Origin of the sequence: Streptomyces sp. NA02950, assembly GCF_013364155.1 — a bacterium.
Lineage (GTDB): Bacteria > Actinomycetota > Actinomycetes > Streptomycetales > Streptomycetaceae > Streptomyces.
In genome coordinates this window covers 9,403,357-9,420,187 of the sequence record NZ_CP054916.1, presented here as the reverse complement: position 1 = coordinate 9,420,187, position 16,831 = coordinate 9,403,357, and the positions used below count along the sequence as shown (strand labels likewise).

Genomic DNA, 16,831 nt, shown 5'->3' with positions numbered 1-16,831 from the left:
GTTGATCGTGCATCCGCACTCGGCCTGCACGTCGACGACCGCGCGGACACTCACAGCTGAGGCCAGACCAGCGTGGTCGCCCCCCACGTCAGGCCGCCCCCGAAGGCCGTGAGCAGGAGGTGGTGGCCCGGCTTGAGTTCTCCCCGCTCGGCGGAGTGGGCGAGCAGGACGGGCAGGGAGGCCGCACCGATGTTCCCCACCTGCTCGATGTTGCTGAGCGGCTGGTCCTCGGCGAGACGCAGTCGCTCCGAAACGGCGGTCAGGATGCGGGCATTGGCCTGGTGTGCCGCCAACCGGTCGACGCGCTCCGGCTCCCATCCGGCCGCGAGGGTGGCCTGCTGACACGCGGTGGTCATGCACTGCACAGCGTGCCGGAAGACCTCCTTGCCCCGCATCCTGAAGAACTCGTCGCCCGGGCCGGTCGGCAGACCGGACTTCCGTTGGCGGGAGCCGCCGGCCGGTACCTGGATCAGGTCCTCGTGCACCCCGTCGCTGCCGAGCACGAAGGCGCCGAGCGCGCCCCACTCGTCCGGGTCGCCCCTGCGGAGCACCACGGCTCCCGCACCGTCCCCGAAGACCACCGCCGTGCCGCGGTCCGCGGGGTCGATGATGGCGCTGTACACCTCCGTCGCGATGACCAGGACGTGGTCCGCCGTACCGGCGGCGATGAGCCCCGCGGAGGTTGCCAGCGCGTAGAGGAAGCCCGTGCAGACGGCGGCCACGTCGAAGGCCGGAACGCCTTCCATACCAAGCCGGGCGGCCACCGCGGGCGCGGTCGCGGGGCAGGGCTTGTCGGGCGTGGTGGTGGTGAGCACCACCATGTCCACGGTCTGCAGGCCGGCGGACTCGAGCGCCCGCCGCCCCGCCTCTACGGCGAGGTCGGACGCGGCCGTTCCCGGTGATGCAATGTGGCGTTGCCGGATTCCGGTCCGCTGGCGTATCCAGGCGTCCGTGGTGTCCATCCGGGCGCTGAGATCGTGGTTGGTCACCACGTCGGGGGGCAGCCACGCGCCGATACCGGCCACTACGGCCGCAGGGTGTGGGGCGGTCATGGGCTGGTGACCGCCGTCGGAAGCGTTGCGGTCCCGGCGCGACGCGCCGTGCCCTTGACTACTGTTTCGTCGATTGGATCACTTGTTCCCATCTCAATCCTTCCGAGCGGTCCCTGCATTACCGAATGCGAAAGCCGGGCCTCAGGCTCCGCCGTCATCGGCGGTCTCGTGGAGCAGTTCGAGCCAGCGTGTCCAGAGCCGCGTGATGTCGTCCGCGGGCACCTGGTCGCGGTACACGATCTCCACGAACACCTTGTCCTCCATCGGGACGACATCGAAGAGCAGATCGAACATCGCCTCCACGGTGGACGGCAGGCTCACCCGCGCCTCCAGATCACCGATCCTCGGCGGCGGCAGCGGGCGGTTGAGGTTGAACACCACGGAGGTGAGCTGCTGTCGCGCGAGCCAGGGGTCGTCCAGCTCGCCCCGCTCGGCCAGCTCGTCGAGGACATCGCCCAGCGGCAGGGTGCCGTGGGAGAGGTCCTCACCGAGCGACTGGCTGAACTGCTGACGGTGCTTCGGGAGGTCGGTGTCGATGTGCCGGCTGCGAACCGGGACGTAACTGACGAAGTGGCCCACCAGTTCCTGTTCCGTCACCCCCCGGCACTGGTCGACCGGGGTACTGACCACCAGGTCGTCGTGTCTGGTCACTTCGTGCAGTGCCGCCGTGAACGCGCTGAACACCGCCATGAACGGTGAGCACCGTAGTTGTGGGCACCGTTTCACCAGCGCCGTCCACAGGACGGCGTCGAACTCGAAGGCCTGCCGGGTCGCCGGAGCGCTCGCCGGGCGGTCCTGGACGGCCCACGCGGGTGCGGGGGGCGCCGCCAGACGCTGCTGCCAGTGGTCGAGCGCGGCTTCCCGTTTGTCGGCGGCCGGTTCCGGATAGGCCGGCTGCACCCGTCCGGGCTGCACCCTTGCCAGAGCCCGCCCCTGGGTGACGCGGGTGTAGCCGTCAGCCAGGTCGTTGAGCACGGCGACCATGGAGGTGCCGTCGAAGACCACGTGGTGGCCCGAGACGAGCAGGTGGTGGCGGTCCTCCGAATGCCGCAGCACCATGGCACGGAACAGCGGCCCGGTCCGGAGGTCGAACGGCGTGTTGGCGCGCTCGTCGATCACGGTCTGGGGACTGTCCTCGGGTGCCACCGTGTGGACAACCGTCGTGCTCGCGGCGTCATGCTCCACGACCAGGTCGCGGCCGTCGGCGGAGCAGACTGCGCGCAGCGCCGGATGCCGTTGCCGTACCGCGGTCAGCGCGGCGTCCAGGGCCGGCAGGTCGAGTTCGCCGGTGAGTTCCAGCACCGCTGTCTCGTTGTAGACCACGGATGACGGTCCGAGCCGCTGGCTGATGTCCCACACCTCGCGTTGCTGGGTGGACATCGGCCAGCGCTCCGCTGCGCGGACCCGGGGTGTGGTGGCGACCCCGTCCAGGAAGTCCGCCTCACGCAGCGCGTGCAGACCCCGGTCCACCGCGTCGATCAGCCGCTCGGCGTCGTCGTCGGTGTGCGCGGTGGACATGAAGAACGTCCTGCCCTCCCACATGTAGACACCGTCCGCCAGCAGGCTGTGGTACAGCATCTCCAATGGCAGGGGGTGGTACAGATTGGACTGTCCGCGGTACTGGAACCGCCACAGCGAGCCGACGGATGCCAGCGTGTACGCCACCCCGTGCTGGGTGAACAGGTCGGACAGCGCACCGACAACCCGCGCGGTCCGGTCGTTCACGTCGCGGTAGACGGTGTCCTCGTGCTGCTCCAGGTACTCCAGGGCGGCCTTGGTCGCCGCCATCGCCAGCGGGTGCTTCTGGAACGTGCCGCCGAAGAACGTGGTCTCCGCGGTCGGAGCGCTCCGGTCGCCGTAGTCCCAGTTGCCGCCGTCGAGCCCGTCCATGAGGGACTGCTTGCCGGCGATGGCCGCGACCGGCAGACCTCCGCCGAGCACCTTGCCGTAGATAGCCAGGTCCGGCTTGATCCCGAACAGCCCCTGGGCGCCACGGATGTGCATGCGGAACCCGGTGATCATCTCGTCGAAGATCAGCACCGTGCCGGTGTCCTCGGTCAGCCGGCGGAGCTTGTGCAGGAACTCGGCCGGCTGCGTCACGGGGTTGCGCGCCTGTATCGGTTCGACGAGTACCGCGGCCAGCTCATGACTGTGGGAGGCGATGTAGTCCAGGGCGGCCTGGTCGTCGTACGGCAGGACGACCACGTCCTGCAGCGCTCCGGGCGACACCCCGTCCACGATCGGCCGGACGCCGCCGAGTTCCTCGCCGCGCAGGCCCAGCACCCCGTCGGTGATGCCGTGGTAGGACTTCTCGAAGTAGGCCACCTTCCGCCGACCGGTCGCGAGCCGCGCGAGGCGCACCGCGCCCATCACCGACTCCGAACCGGAGTTGCAGAAGGAGACCCGGTCGTGCCCGGTGATCCGGCAGAACTGTTCGGCGACCTGGTAGGTCAGTTCCACCTGCGGCCCCAGCATGAAGGAGCGCTTCAGCTGCGTGGCGATGGCGTCCTGGACGAACGGCGGGTTGTGGCCGAAGAAGTGCACACCGAAGCCGAGGCAGTAGTCGGTGTACTGGCTGCCGTCGGCGTCCCAGAAGTGCGCTCCCCTGCCCCGGTCGATGATGATGGGGAAGTTGAGTTCCTTCAGCTCGGGACGGAAGGTCCCCCAGGGGCGGCTCTCCACCATCCGGCCGCGGTGCAGGCCGGCGAGCCGTTTCGACCGCGGGCTGCGTTCCTCCATCCGCCGCACCAGGGAGTCCACGTAGGACTTCTGCCGAGGGCCGAGCCGGGCTCCGTCTGCGGCCGGAGCGGGCGCCGGAGACCTGCGGGCCGCGGGGGCCTCGCGCTGTGACACGGCCTGGAGCACGGGCGGTGGTGCTGCCGGCGGTTCGTCGACGGGTGCGGCAACCTCGGTGAGGGGGGTCGGCGTGCCGCCGAGGACCGCCAGTTGCTGCCGCATGATGGCGAGTTGGTCGCGGACGACCGCGTCGAGGCCGGTGGCGGCGGGCAGTACCGCGGCCTCCTGTGGCGGTACGGCCAGGACCTGGGGTACGGCGGCCGGGGCCTGGGCCACAGCGACCGTGGCCTGGGGACCTCCGAGGGGTTCCACGTCGAAGGTGCCGGACTCCGCGAGCGCGTCCGCGAGGTCACCGACGGACTGGTACTTCTCGAACAGGTCGGTCGCCTTGAAGGACGTACCGTGGCGGTTGTTCAAGGTGTTCACCAGTTGGAGCAGCAGGATGCTGTCCGCGCCGAGTTCGAGGAAGAACGACTGCGGGGTGATCCGTTCCCTCGGGTACTTGAGGATCGCGGCGATTTCCTCCGTCACCTCCGCCAGGGCGTGTTCCTGCGATGCGGCCAACGTGCTCCTCCTGAGCGGTTCCTGTGCTGGTTCGGTGGCTGTGGGAGTAGAGGGGACGGTGGGGGTGGTGGGGGCAGTGGAAGTGGGAATGGTGGAAGTGGCGAGAGTGGTGTGTGTCCAGCCGTCCAGGGCCCAGTAGCGGCGGCCCTGCCACGGATAGGACGGCGTGCTCGGCAGGAAGCGCCCGTCCGGGTACACGGCCTGCCAGTCGAGTTCGGCACGGCGGACGTACAGCTCGGGCAGCACGGCCCGCGCGGACGCGGCTCCGTCGTCGCCCTCACCGAGCGCGTGCAGCACGCTCGCCCGGACGCCGACGGCGGCTGCGCTGGTGTGCACCGGGCCGAGCAGCATCTGTTGCGGACTGATCTCCAGGAAATTGGCGAACCCCGCGGTGGCGGCCTGCTGCACGGCGGACCGGAGGAGAACCGGGTTGATCACTCCCCGGCCCCAGTGCTCGGCGGTCATCTGCACGGAATCGAGCAGAGCGCCCGTGATCGAGGAGAACATCGGGACGGAACCGGGTGCGGTCGCGGCACCGACGCCACGGCGGGCGAGTTCCTCGCCGGCGGGTGCGAGATCGGGGTGGTGGGAGCCGAACCTGATCGACAGCAGACGGGCCCGCAGCCCGTCCGCCCGGAGCTGGGCGGCCAGTTGCTCGACCGCCTCGGCCGGGCCGGACAGCGTGACGTTCCGCGGCCCGTTGTCCACCGCCAGCACGATGTCGTCAGGGCAGCGCGCGAGCAAGTCGTCGATCTCCTGCGGTGCCGCGGAGACCGCCACCATCCGGCCGTCGACGGCGGCGTGCTGCATGACCGACCCGCGAGCGGCGACCAGCTCCACCGCGGCATCGAAGTCGAGCATGCCGGACACGTACGCGGCGGCCGGTTCGCCCGCGCTGTGCCCGATCACGGCCGCGGGCCGCAGGCCGAACGAGGACCACAGTCCGGCGAGCCCGCTCTGTACGGTGAAGTGCAGCGCCTGCGCGATGTCCGTCCGGGTCAGCGCGATCTCATCGGCCTCGGGACCGCCCTGGCTCAGGTACTCGAACAGGGACACACCCAGTAGGGGTGCGAACGCGTCCGAGCAGCGGTGGCAGTGCTCGACCAGCGTCGGCTCCGAGAGGAGCGCCGAGCCGAGCCCGCTCGTCTGCGGCCCCAGTCCCGGGCACACGTAGACGGTGTCGCGCCAGACGAGCCCCTCCACCGTGTCGGGCACTCCTCCGTCCGCCAGGAACGATTCCAGGGACCGGCGCAGCTCGGCGCGGTCCCGTCCGCTGAACGCGCCGCGCACGGGGTGGTGGGCGCGCCGGGCGGCCGCGCTGTAGCACAGGTCCCCCGCCGCCGTGCCGTCGTCGGACAGCAGGGACGCATACCGTTCCGCCAGCTCCCGCAACGGCTCCTCGCCCTTGGCCGACAGGGGCAGTACCAGCCCGGTCGGCGCGGGCGCCGGGGATCGGTGCGACACCGGATCCGCCTGCTGGACGAGCACGTGCGCGTTCGTGCCGCCGAATCCGAACGAGCTGACCGCGCCCGTCCGGCGATCAGGTCCGTCGGACCAGCGTGCGGTCCGACGGGCCACCGCGAGCCGCGTCCCGTCCGTCGCCAGCCGGGGGTTGAGTTCCTCGGTGTGCAGGGAAGCCGGGACGTATCCGGCGCGCAGACAGGTCACGAGGCGGATGATGCCGGCCATTCCCGCGGCCGCCTCGGCGTGCCCGAGGTTGGACTTCACCGAACCCACGTAGCAGGGCGGGCTTCCGGCCGGCACCTTGCCGTACGTCGCGGCGAGCGCGGCGAACTCGATGGGGTCTCCGAGGGGCGTGCCGGATCCGTGCGCCTCCACGTAGCCGACCTCTTCGGGCCGTACCCCGGCGTCCGCCAGCGCGGCGCGGATGACCGCCTCCTGCGCCGGGCCGTTGGGGGCGGTCAGCCCGTTGCTGGCCCCGTCCTGGTTGATCGCGCTGCCCCGGATCACCGCGTGGATCTCGTCGCCGTCCCGCCTGGCCCGGGCCAGCGTCTTGAGCACCAGCACCCCGCAGCCGTCCGCGCGGACGAAACCGTCGGCCTCCGCACCGAAGGAGTGGCACCGTCCGGTCGGCGACATCATTCCCGCCTTGGACACGGACACCCAGTTGTCCGGCGCGAGCACCAGGTTGACGCCGGCGGCCAGCGCCAGTGGGCAGTCCCCCTCGCGCAGCGCACGGACCGCGAGGTGCACGGCCACCAGCGAGGACGAGCACGCGGTGTCGACGGCCATGCTGGGGCCGCTCATGTCCAGCAGGTACGAGAGCCGGTTGGCCGCGACGGAACTGGCCTGTCCGGTGACGAAGTGCCCGCCGAGTTCGGTCATCCGACGGCCCAGCAGCCGCCCGTAGTCGCTGCCGCTGATACCGACGTACACCCCGCCGTCGGACAGTTGGCCACTGGTCGGCGGCACCCCGGCGAGTTCCAGCGCCTCGTACGCCGTCTCCAGCAGGATCCGCTGCTGGGGATCCATCTGCTCGGCTTCCCGTGCCGTGATGCCGAAGAACTCCGCGTCGAACCGGTCGATCCCGTCGATCGAGCCGATCCACCGCGTGCTGATCCGGCCGGGCTCGGTCGGATCGGGCGAGTACAGACCGCGCAGCTGCCGGGATTCCGGCACCTCGTCGATCGCGTCGACACCATCGACCGACAGTCGCAGGAGGTCCTCGGCCGTCCTCACCGCACCGGGGAAACGACATGCCATGCCGATGATCGCGACATCGCGGTCAGCCGTCATCGGGTCCATTTCCTGTACCGCCTCTTCCGAACGACCAGACCTCGGTGAACTCCTCGGCGGTGGGGTGGTGGAGCGCGGCCTGCGCGCGAAAAATGCCGCCTGTGGAATCGACTGAACGCTTTCTCAGGATTTCGGTCAACGTTGCCCCATCACTCGGCACGACACGCAAGTGCAATCAAGCTATGAACCTTCTTCGGCAATCGTCAAGGAGACGCCACCTAACGACCTGCCGCGGTCGAACCTTCGTATACGCACCAATAGACGAAAGTACCTCCGGCGACCGCACTATTCCCTGGGCTTCTTGACCGCAATAGGGGTCGACCATAGATTGGGGCGGGTTTCCAGTTGCCATCGAACCCTATTCCACGGTGGTCAACCGAATTAGGGGATGCATTCGTCCCCGGACTGAAGGGCGATAGCGTGCAGTCGAACAGCGCCAGCGCACTGGCCCATCTGAGCGGGATCCGCGAGGACGACGATCGTACGGCGATCATCGCGGCCGATGGCGTGCACACCTACGGCGATCTGCGCCGCCGCGTCACGCGGTACTCGGACGTACTCGCCTCCGTCGGCCTGCGTCCCGGCGACGCCGTGGTGATCAGCATCGAGCACGGACCGGACGCGGTCGCCGCGATGTTCGCCACGCTGGAGGCCGGCGCCGCCTTCGTGTGGCTGAACAGCGACCAGCCGGCCGCGAGGAACCGCATCGTGGTCCGCGACTGCGGAGCCAGGTACCTGCTGGCCGACAGCAGCCAGGGGGGCAAGCAACTGGTCGCCGATCTGGCCGAGCTGAACCTGGGCCTGTTGCGGACAGGAGAGTCCTCGGAGATCTTCATCGAGCGCATCAGCCGCGACCGCGGTCCGGCCACCCTGCCGGCGAACACCACGACGGTGGTGTACACCTCCGGCTCGACCGGGGCCCCCAAGGGCATCGTCCTGACGTTGGGCAACATAGACCAGCTCACCGAGTGGTACGCCGACGAGGTCGGCCTCGCCCCGGGTGCGAAGCAGCTGCAGCTGGCGCAGTTCACCTACGACGCGGCCTGCGTGGAGATCTTCTCCGCCACCCGGAGCGGCGCGACCCTGATCATGCCGCCCCCCGAGGTCAAGTCGGACGTGCGCGAAGTCGTGGAGTGGGTCCGCCGCCACGGAGTGACCCACATGGCGAGTGCGCCCAGTATCTACCGCGCCCTGGTCGACGCCCTGGACAGCGTCGGCGGGGCCGCACTCGACCAGGTGCGGGCGCTCACCGTCTCCGGCGAGGAACTGCGGCCGGCACTGGTGGCGAAGATGCGCGCGGCCTTCCCCCGGGCCGACATCTACAACATGTACGGCCAGACCGAGAACATCCTGGCCACGTGCCACCGTGTCACCACGGACGACGAGAAGGCGTCCACGGTGCCGGTGGGCCGTGCCCTCCCGGGCCGGGAGGTGGTGCTGCGCGACGGCAACGGCGACAAGGTCGCCGACGGCGAGCTGGGCGAGGTGTGGGTGCGCAGCCGGTTCCTCGCGCCCGGCTACCTCAACAACCCCGAGTTGACCGACGCGGTCTTCTTCCCGGACCCGCAGGGCGAACCCGGGGTCAGGATCTACCGCACGGGCGATCTGGCTCGCAGGACAGCAGACGGCGAGCTGGTCTTCCACCGGCGGATGGACCACCAGGTCAAGATCCGGGGCGTACGGGTGGAGCTCGGCGAGGTCGAGGCCGTCCTGCTCAACGTGCCGGGTGTCGTGCACGCCGGAGTCGTAGCACGGGAGGTCGACGAGGGACGGCACCAGCTGGTGGCCTACGTGCAGGCCGGCGCCGGCGCCGAGGTGTCGTCGGACCGGCTCAGGACCACGCTCGCGCAGCGGCTGCCGAAGAACATGGTGCCGTCCCGAGTCGTCGTGCTCGACCGGATGCCGCTGACGGCGTCCGGGAAGATCGACCGGAAGCAGCTGCCCGACGTGACGCCCGAGAGTACGGGCTCCGCCCCGGGCGACGCCGCCGTCGGCGGTGCGACCGCGCAGCAACTGGCCCTCATCTGGTCGCAGGTCCTCACCGTGCAGCCGCAGGCCGAGGACGCGGATTTCTTCGCCCTCGGCGGTGACTCCCTGACCGTGCCGCGGGTCCGCGACGCCATCAAGGCGGGCTTCGGCGTCGACGTCCCGCTGAACTCCTTCTACGAGTGCCCGCAACTGGACCAGATGGCCGCACGGATCGACTCGCTGGTGCAGCAGGCGCCGGTGAATTCGCTCGGCAACTGAACGCAGCAGCGCAGGAACCCGCCGTGTCAGAGACGGTCAGCCTCCACCGGCGGCGGGCTCGCGTTCCCCGCCCGCCGCCGGTGGTCCGGCCGAACCGGGCAGCCTGGATCTCGTACAGGCCGCGAAAGTGCCCGTGGGGCAGTTCCAGCAGTTCGGCGGCCGGCTCGCGGATCTGGTCCTCACCCAGGAGGTGCCCCTAACCGGTGCGAGAGCAAGAAAGGATTTGGCTGCATGACGCCGTTGGCGATCTCAGGGGCTTGGATGGTGGAACCGAACGTCCTCTCGGACAGCCGAGGAAACTTCCACGAGTGGTTCCGCGGACCGGAATTCCGTGAAGCTGTCGGATACCAACTGAGCCTGGCTCAGGCTAACTGCTCTGTCTCCAAGCGTGGCACGCTGCGCGGTATCCACTTCGCCAACGTTCCGCCGGGCCAAGCCAAGTACGTCAAGTGTCTTCGCGGAGCAGTACTGGATGTGATCGTCGATGTGCGAACCGGTTCGCCGACGTATAAGCAGTGGAACTCGGTACGTCTAGATGATCACAATCACCGCGCCGTATACCTCAGCGAAGGCCTCGGTCACGCCTTCATGGCACTCACCGACGATGCGATGGTGATCTACCTGTGTTCCGAGAGCTACGCCCCGCAGCGCGAACATGGCACCAACCCGTTGGATCCTGAATTGGCCATCGCCTGGCCCGAGTCGATAGAGCCTCTACTCTCGGACAAAGATGCAGCGGCGCCGAGCATGGTTGAAGCTGAACGCCAGGGCCTGTTGCCCTCCTACGCCGAATGCGTGGCGCTCGATGACATGCTACGTACTCGTGAAGCGCTTTGACACAGTGTGCCCTTTTCAACCTCAGCAGGGCTGCTGAAGCGGCTCGTACTGCGTTACCAGCCGAGAGCATTGCCTGCGTCGCCGGAGCGGTTCGCCTGAGAAGGAGGGCATATGAGGGCTCTCGTCCTGTGTGGGGGTGCGGGCACACGGCTTCGGCCGATCACACACACCTCAGCCAAGCAATTGGTTCCCGTAGCCAATAAGCCTGTGCTCTTCTATGGTCTTGAGGCCATCGCCCAGGCCGGCATCACCGATGTGGGCATCATCGTCAGCGGCATCGACACTGAGATTGAGCAGTCGGTGGGGGATGGCTCGAAATTCGGCATCGAGGCAACCTATATCATACAGGAAGTTCCGCTGGGTATTGCGCATGCAGTGCTGGTCGCGCGGGATTTCCTTGGAAGCGAAGACTTTGTATTGTACTTGGGTGACAATTTCATCGTGGGCGGTATCACCGGTCTCGTGGACAAGTTCCGTACTGAGCGCCCTGATGCCCAGATACTGCTGACCCGCGTGCCCGATCCCACAGCCTTCGGTGTGGCCGAACTGGATGGCAAGGGCCGCCTGACGAGCCTGGTGGAGAAGCCAAAGGAACCCAAGAGCGACCTCGCGCTCGTCGGCGTCTACTTCTTCACCGTCGCGATCCACGAGGCGGTGCGCTCCATCGACGTTTCCTGGCGTGGGGAGTTAGAGATCACCCACGCCATCCAGTGGCTGGTCGAGCAGCGCAAGGATGTGCGCTCGACGACGATCACTGGTTACTGGAAGGACACGGGCAACGTCATCGACATGCTGGAGGTCAACCGATCAGTGCTGGAGGAGATCGAGCCACGCATCCAAGGTGACGTAGACGAAGTCAGCGAGATCATCGGCCGGGTAGAGATAGCTGAGGGCGCCAGGGTGCGCCGTTCACGCGTCGTAGGACCGGCAATAATCGGAACCGACACCGTCGTGGTCGATTCTTACATCGGTCCCTACACATCAATCTCCGAAGGGTGCCGCATTGAGGACAGCGAGATCGAGTTCTCCATCGTGCTGCGCGATGCCTCGATCAAGGAAGTACGCAGAGTCCATGCGTCCCTGATCGGACGCAGCGTCGAGGTCAGTCAAGCCCCGCCCGTCCCGCATGCCCATCGTCTTGTTCTCGGCGACCACAGCAAGGTGGAAATCTCTTCTTGACTCCTCCCCCTCGTAAAACGAGGGGGATTCCTAGCTCACGTCGCCTGCGGCCCGGCGGGCACGCAGGTCTTACACGATCAGCACTAGCCGGGTTGAAGACCAGCCCGGACGAGCATGACGCGGGCGGAGTTCTTGTCCCGTGGTCGGGAGACTCCGCACGCGGTGCACGTATACGTTCGCTCCGAGAGAGGCAGCGCGTGCTTGGTTCTCGCTCCGCAGTCTGCGCAATCCATGGTGGTGTGCGCCGAGTGCACCAGGTGCACGATCCGGCCGTGCTTGCGGCTCATCTCGACCAGGGCCGCCTTGGTGGCGCTGATCGCGGCATCGGCCGCCTTGCGGGCCATGGTCGACTTCGCCAGGAACTTCGGGCGGAAGTCCTCCACCGCCAGGGCGTCATGGTCGCGGACCACGGACTTGGCCCACTTGCGGCCGGTGTCCTGTCGCTGCCGGGCCACCTTCTTGTGCACCTTCGCCGCCTGGCGGCTCGCGGTTCGGTAGCCTTTCGATGCTGCCTGCCCCCGCTTCGGCTTCCGCCTGGCCATCATCCGCTGGTACTTCGCCAGGCGCCGCGCGGCTGTCCTGCCGTGCTGCCGGTGGGAAAGATCATGGGCGTCGGATGTGGTGGTCGCGGTCTCCTTGACGCCCCAGTCGATACCGATCACGCGACCGCTTTGGGGCAGCTGATCGGTCACAGCGGCCGTCACGAACGACGCGTACCAATGTCCGATGCTGTCGCGGAACACGCGCACGCTGGACGGCGGCTTGGGCAGGTCCCGCGACCACACCACGGTCAGGACGATTCCGCCGGCGAGGTGCAGGCGGCCGTCCTTGAGGCGGAAACCACGCTTCGTGTAGTTCATGCTCGGGGCGGCCTCGCGCTTCTTCTTCCAGCGCGGCATCCCGGCCCGCTGCCGCATCGGCAACCGGGCCTTGATGTCCTTGAGCGCTTTCGCCCGCGACTTCCCGAAGTCTCGTATCAGCTGCTGCTGCGGCACCGAAGCACCCTCACGCAGCCAGGGCGTCGCCCGCCGTGCCTCAGTCAGCATCCGGTCCAGATCAGCCGGACCACACGTCACCTTGGCATCCGGATGCGCCCGGTTATGCAGATGGAAGGCCTTGGACTTCGCGACACACTCATTCCAGAGCCAACGGCACCGGTCCCACTCCGCTTCCAGCGCTCGCCGGGCCGTGCGGGACAGGCGAAGACGAAAGGTGTATCGGGCGCACCCGGCATCCTCGCTCGTCTTCGCTACGGAAGTCATGAACACCAACCTAGCGGGGAGGTATGACAGTTGCGCCCTATTGATCTTTGTGGTGTCCCTTACCTGCGGGAACGGCAGACGCCGAATCGCCCTGACGGCGATTCCGCTTTTCCCGCCCTGCTCCGCAGGAGTCCGATTCCTCACCGGCCTGAAGGCCGGTGCATCCTCGGAGGCTCCCGGTGACTACCACCAAGATCCTCGTGACCGGCGGGGCTGGCTTCATCGGCTCCCACTACGTCCGCACCCTCCTCGGGCCACACGGTCCTGGCGACGTGGCAGTCATCGTGATCGACAAGCTGACCTACGCGGGCAACCCGGCAAATCTTGATCCGGTGCGCGAACACCCTTGCTTCGATTTTGTGCGGGGGGACATCTGCGACGTCTCCCTCGTCGAGCAGTTGGTCGACGAGTCCGACCAAGTAGTGCATTTTGCCGCTGAGTCACACGTGGACCGCGCGATCTTGGGAGCGTCCGAGTTCGTGCGGAGCAACGTTGTGGGGACGCAAGTGCTACTGGACGCCGCCGTGCGAAGCGGCCTGTCCACCTTCATTCATATCTCCACGGACGAGGTATACGGTTCCATCCCCGAGGGGTCCTGGCCGGAGGACCACCCACTGCGCCCGAGCTCCCCCTATTCGGCATCGAAGGCTTCGAGCGATCTGATCGCACTGTCCTACTACGGCACCCACGGCCTGGACGTACGTATTACACGATGTTCGAACAACTACGGGCAATATCAATTTCCCGAAAAGGTCATTCCGCTGTTCATCACCAACCTGCTCGACGGCAGGAAAGTACCGCTTTACGGGGATGGGCTCCACACGCGAGACTGGCTGCACATCGACGACCACGTGAAGGGGATCGACCTGGTGCGCACCAAGGGTCGTCCTGGAGAGATCTACAACGTCGGCGGTGGCACCGAGCTGACCAACAGAGAGTTGACTGGGCTCCTGCTCGCGATGTGTGGAATGGGTTGGGACATGGTGAAGCACGTCGTCGATCGCAAAGGCCATGATCGTCGCTATTCGGTTTGCGACCACAAGATCCGCAACACATTGGGTTACTGCCCCCGAAAAGATTTCGAAACCGGGCTCGCAGAGACCGTCGCTTGGTATCGCAGCAACCGTGCCTGGTGGGAACCGCTGAAAGAAAGGCTTGCTCTGTGATCCGTCCGTGGATGGTGGTCGGAGCGGGCGGAATGCTCGGGGATGTAGCGGACGTGTGGTCCGCCAGCGCCAGCCGCACACGATGTGCGGCTGTCCGGCTCCCACAGGGCCGAGGGCTCCGCGCGGCTCCCGCTTCAGCTGCTTCAGGCCGAGGGCGCCGGCGTCGTCGACGAGGTGCTCGTCCAGCAGGTCCACCCAGCTGACCGCCGGCTTCCACCCGTCCACGGTCCGCGTCTCGAGGATCGCCTGACGGGCGTTGAGGGCGGCGAAGACGCCCAGCCGGGCCCGCGCACGCTCGGTACCGTGGGGCCCACTTCGCCTGGACCACCAGTATGCGCAGCTGCCCGTCGACCTGTTGACCCCCGGTGAAGTCGGCTCCACGCTCCCGGGGTTCCGGCTTCGCGACGCTGCCCAGGAAAGCAATCGAGCAGATCGGGCGGCTCGGGCCGGACGGCTCCGAGGGAGCACCGTCGTGGATGGTCATCGGGGTTGTACTCGTGGCTGATCGGTGCGAGCGTTCACCCCTCGGCGCCGGTCCGCCGATCGTGACCGTCGAAGCCGCGCGCGACAGCGCCGCGAGACGATGGTCCTCCTACGCGTCGGCAGGCCGCCGACGGAGAGGAATTGCACAGATGGTCGTCTCGAACACCCCTGCCGTGCCGGTCACGCTCTCGTGGCGGCGGCGCCTGACCTTCGTTGCCGGCTATGTGATGCACAAAACCGTGCTGCTGCCCCGCGACGTCCGTTCGCCACGCCTGCGCATGTTGGTCTACGAGGCTGCGTACTCGATCTGTCGGCTGCTGGGCCGTCGGCCGTTGCGGATGGCGTTCCTCGACATCACGCGGATCGACTCGGTCTTCGGTACCTTCCACCTGCGCCCGGGTACCATGGACGCCGCGTGTGCGTCGCCCGCGTTCGAACGGCCCGACGTCGATGCGCTGCTGGCCGAGTTCGACCGCGCCGTCCGCATGCGCCGCGACGTGGTGTTCGTCGACGTCGGCGCCGACCTCGGCACCTACTCGGTGACCGTCGGCAACCATGTGCGCGCCCACCCGGTACGGATCCTCGCGTTCGAGCCGTCGTCCTCATCGGCGGCGCTCCTGCGTCGCAACATCACGGCCAACGGGCTCGACGACGCGGTCGACGTGCGACAGCGCGCGCTCGGGGACGGCTCGGTGACCACCGCGACGCTGAGTTTCGACGTAGACGAGCCCGGCTCCAGCGGGTTGGACTCATCGGCCATCGTCGTCCGGAACGGCCACGTCGTTGAGGAGCACGTGCCGGTCTCCACCCTCGACGCCGAGCTGGCCGACGTGGCGGAGCTGGACCTGCTCGTACTCAAGATCGACGTCGAGGGTCTCGAGTGCGCTGTGCTGCAGGGGGCCCGTGTCTCGGTGGCGCGGGCCGCTGAGACGGTGCTGCTGGTAGAGGACTTCGTTGACACCCGCGTCATCGAACACCTGCACGCCGACGGGTGGTTGCTGATGATGAAGGTGACGCCCTACAACAGCTTCTGGCGCCGGCCCCGCACCACCGGCGACACGACGACCACAGACGTCGGCAACGTCATTGGGTGAGCGCCACGGGTCCGTCGTTTGGCGAGGGCCTCGGGTGCGGGTGCCACGCCACGGTTCCACCTCCACTCACGGCGCTCCAGCCGCAACCCGGTCGAAAAAGGTATGCCTGATGACCACCGCACACCTTGAGTCTCGGCCGGCGGTTCCGGAAAGCCTGGCCGTTGCCGATCGGGAGACAGGTGATGTCTCCCACGTACTTGGTGTTCGGCTCCTGGACGGCAAAGTCTCGCTGGAGCAGGTCCGGCATCGGTGTCGCCGACGGCTCGGGAATGGTGGTACGGCGTGCCCGCACAACGGGACACCAACGGCGGCCAGGCGGACGTGCTGTTGAGCCTCACCATCCGCGGCGACCTTCCGCGACCTGACCGTAACCAGCAGGGGCGCGCACTTGTTCATAGGGCGAACACGGGAACCCGTGCTGTGCCATCGTCGTTGGCGGGGGTATGACATCCCGAGCGTTTGTGGTCGCACTGACCGCCGCCCTGCACGGCGATCGTCTCCGTGTCGATCACCGCTACCCGATGACGATGATCGCCGCGACCCGCCCGTACCTCACCGTCGCCACCGCGGCGGCCGCCGTGGCGCTGGCACCGGTCAGGCGTGCACGGTCCACCGCAGCGCTGCTCGGTCTCATCGCGGGCGCAGCCGTGCCGGGCCTGCTCCGCCGCGCGCGCCGCCGCCCGATGGCCGTCGGGAGCGCCGACGATCTCACGATCCTCGCGTCGAATGTTTTGCACGGCCGGGCTGACACCAGTGCCCTCGCCACACTGATCGAACGCGCACGTCCCGACTTCGTCGCGCTCTCGGAGGCCGGCTGGGACTTCCACGACAAGCTCATGCCGCTGATCGACGGAATCGGCTACCGCGCCTGGGTGTCGATCCTGCCCGGTGAAGTCGACGGCGTCGGCGTCGTCCTGCTCGCCGGGCCCCGGGCCGGCGACATCGACGTGACGTCCGGCCCGGAGCTGCGCTACCGCCACCTGCGCGCCACTGGTGGCATCCTCGGCCGGCGCAGCTTCATCGCCGCGCACACCGACGCCCCGAACATCGTCACCCGAGTGCGCACGTGGCGCTCGGACATCGGCTATTTGGCCCGTTGGGCGCACGAGCCGGTCACCCCGATCATCGCGGGCGACCTCAACGCCACCGCTGACCACGCCCGCTTGCAGGAACTCGTCGGCCCCTGCCGCAGCGCCGCCGACGGGTCGGGCCAGGGCCTGGTGGCCACGTTCCCCGCCAGCCTGCCCCGCTGGGCCGGCATCCACATCGACCACGTCTTCGTACCAGCCGCCACAGCCGTCACCCGCTACGAGCTCATCGACGTCGCAGGCAGCGACCACCGAGCGATCCTCACCAAGATCCGCCTGCCCACCGCCTGAGCAGCCCCGAGCGCG

9 protein-coding genes and 1 pseudogene are annotated in these 16,831 nt (G+C 68.0%); 6 read left to right on the top strand and 4 right to left on the bottom strand.

Going from position 1 to position 16,831, the window contains the following annotated elements; all coding sequences use genetic code 11:
* Positions 1–50 precede the first annotated feature (50 nt).
* Both HUT19_RS40315 and HUT19_RS40310 read right to left on the bottom strand, forming a co-directional pair.
* On the bottom strand, positions 51–1,052 hold the full coding sequence (locus tag HUT19_RS40315; protein WP_176186183.1) for a beta-ketoacyl-ACP synthase III: 1,002 nt from the start codon (positions 1,050–1,052) through the stop codon (positions 51–53).
* Positions 1,053–1,193: 141 nt separating this feature from the next.
* Complete coding sequence (locus HUT19_RS40310) at positions 1,194–7,169, bottom strand: type I polyketide synthase (RefSeq protein WP_176186181.1); 5,976 nt, start codon at positions 7,167–7,169, stop codon at positions 1,194–1,196.
* A 420-nt stretch (positions 7,170–7,589) separates the two neighbouring features.
* Between HUT19_RS40310 and HUT19_RS40305 the strand changes: the two genes are divergently transcribed.
* From HUT19_RS40305 to HUT19_RS40295, 3 genes are all read left to right on the top strand, one after another.
* Complete coding sequence (locus HUT19_RS40305) at positions 7,590–9,416, top strand: non-ribosomal peptide synthetase (RefSeq protein WP_176186179.1); 1,827 nt, start codon at positions 7,590–7,592, stop codon at positions 9,414–9,416.
* 231 nt (positions 9,417–9,647) lie between these two features.
* Positions 9,648–10,253, top strand: a complete 606-nt coding sequence (gene rfbC / locus HUT19_RS40300; RefSeq protein ID WP_176186177.1) for a dTDP-4-dehydrorhamnose 3,5-epimerase — start codon at positions 9,648–9,650, stop codon at positions 10,251–10,253.
* Positions 10,254–10,364: 111 nt separating this feature from the next.
* Positions 10,365–11,432, top strand: a complete 1,068-nt coding sequence (locus HUT19_RS40295; RefSeq protein ID WP_176186175.1) for a glucose-1-phosphate thymidylyltransferase — start codon at positions 10,365–10,367, stop codon at positions 11,430–11,432.
* Between the two features lie 83 nt (positions 11,433–11,515).
* Here the strand turns inward: HUT19_RS40295 and HUT19_RS40290 are convergent, their stop codons facing one another.
* On the bottom strand, positions 11,516–12,694 hold the full coding sequence (locus tag HUT19_RS40290; RefSeq protein WP_176187905.1) for an RNA-guided endonuclease TnpB family protein: 1,179 nt from the start codon (positions 12,692–12,694) through the stop codon (positions 11,516–11,518).
* A gap of 179 nt (positions 12,695–12,873) precedes the next feature.
* On the opposite strand from HUT19_RS40290, the gene rfbB reads away from it, so the two are divergent.
* Positions 12,874–13,860 (top strand): dTDP-glucose 4,6-dehydratase, encoded by a 987-nt coding sequence (gene rfbB, locus HUT19_RS40285; RefSeq protein WP_176186173.1) that lies wholly within the window; start codon positions 12,874–12,876, stop codon positions 13,858–13,860.
* Positions 13,861–14,492: 632 nt separating this feature from the next.
* Positions 14,493–15,437, top strand: coding sequence for an FkbM family methyltransferase (locus tag HUT19_RS40280; protein ID WP_176186171.1), 945 nt, complete (start codon positions 14,493–14,495; stop codon positions 15,435–15,437).
* 157 nt (positions 15,438–15,594) lie between these two features.
* Here the strand turns inward: HUT19_RS40280 and HUT19_RS43790 are convergent.
* A pseudogene (locus HUT19_RS43790) lies at positions 15,595–15,732 on the bottom strand (IS3 family transposase); the annotation flags it as partial.
* Between the two features lie 148 nt (positions 15,733–15,880).
* On the opposite strand from HUT19_RS43790, the gene HUT19_RS40275 reads away from it, so the two are divergent.
* Positions 15,881–16,816 (top strand): endonuclease/exonuclease/phosphatase family protein, encoded by a 936-nt coding sequence (locus tag HUT19_RS40275; protein WP_176186169.1) that lies wholly within the window; start codon positions 15,881–15,883, stop codon positions 16,814–16,816.
* Positions 16,817–16,831: the final 15 nt, after the last annotated feature.

Coding starts and splice junctions, on each gene's coding strand:
- HUT19_RS40315 (WP_176186183.1), bottom strand. CDS start 1,052: ATGACCGCCCCACACCCTGCGGCCGTAGTGGCCGGTATCGGCGCGTGG.
- HUT19_RS40310 (WP_176186181.1), bottom strand. CDS start 7,169: ATGACGGCTGACCGCGATGTCGCGATCATCGGCATGGCATGTCGTTTC.
- rfbC (WP_176186177.1), top strand. CDS start 9,648: ATGACGCCGTTGGCGATCTCAGGGGCTTGGATGGTGGAACCGAACGTC.
- HUT19_RS40295 (WP_176186175.1), top strand. CDS start 10,365: ATGAGGGCTCTCGTCCTGTGTGGGGGTGCGGGCACACGGCTTCGGCCG.
- HUT19_RS40290 (WP_176187905.1), bottom strand. CDS start 12,694: ATGACTTCCGTAGCGAAGACGAGCGAGGATGCCGGGTGCGCCCGATAC.
- HUT19_RS40280 (WP_176186171.1), top strand. CDS start 14,493: ATGGTCGTCTCGAACACCCCTGCCGTGCCGGTCACGCTCTCGTGGCGG.
- HUT19_RS40275 (WP_176186169.1), top strand. CDS start 15,881: ATGACATCCCGAGCGTTTGTGGTCGCACTGACCGCCGCCCTGCACGGC.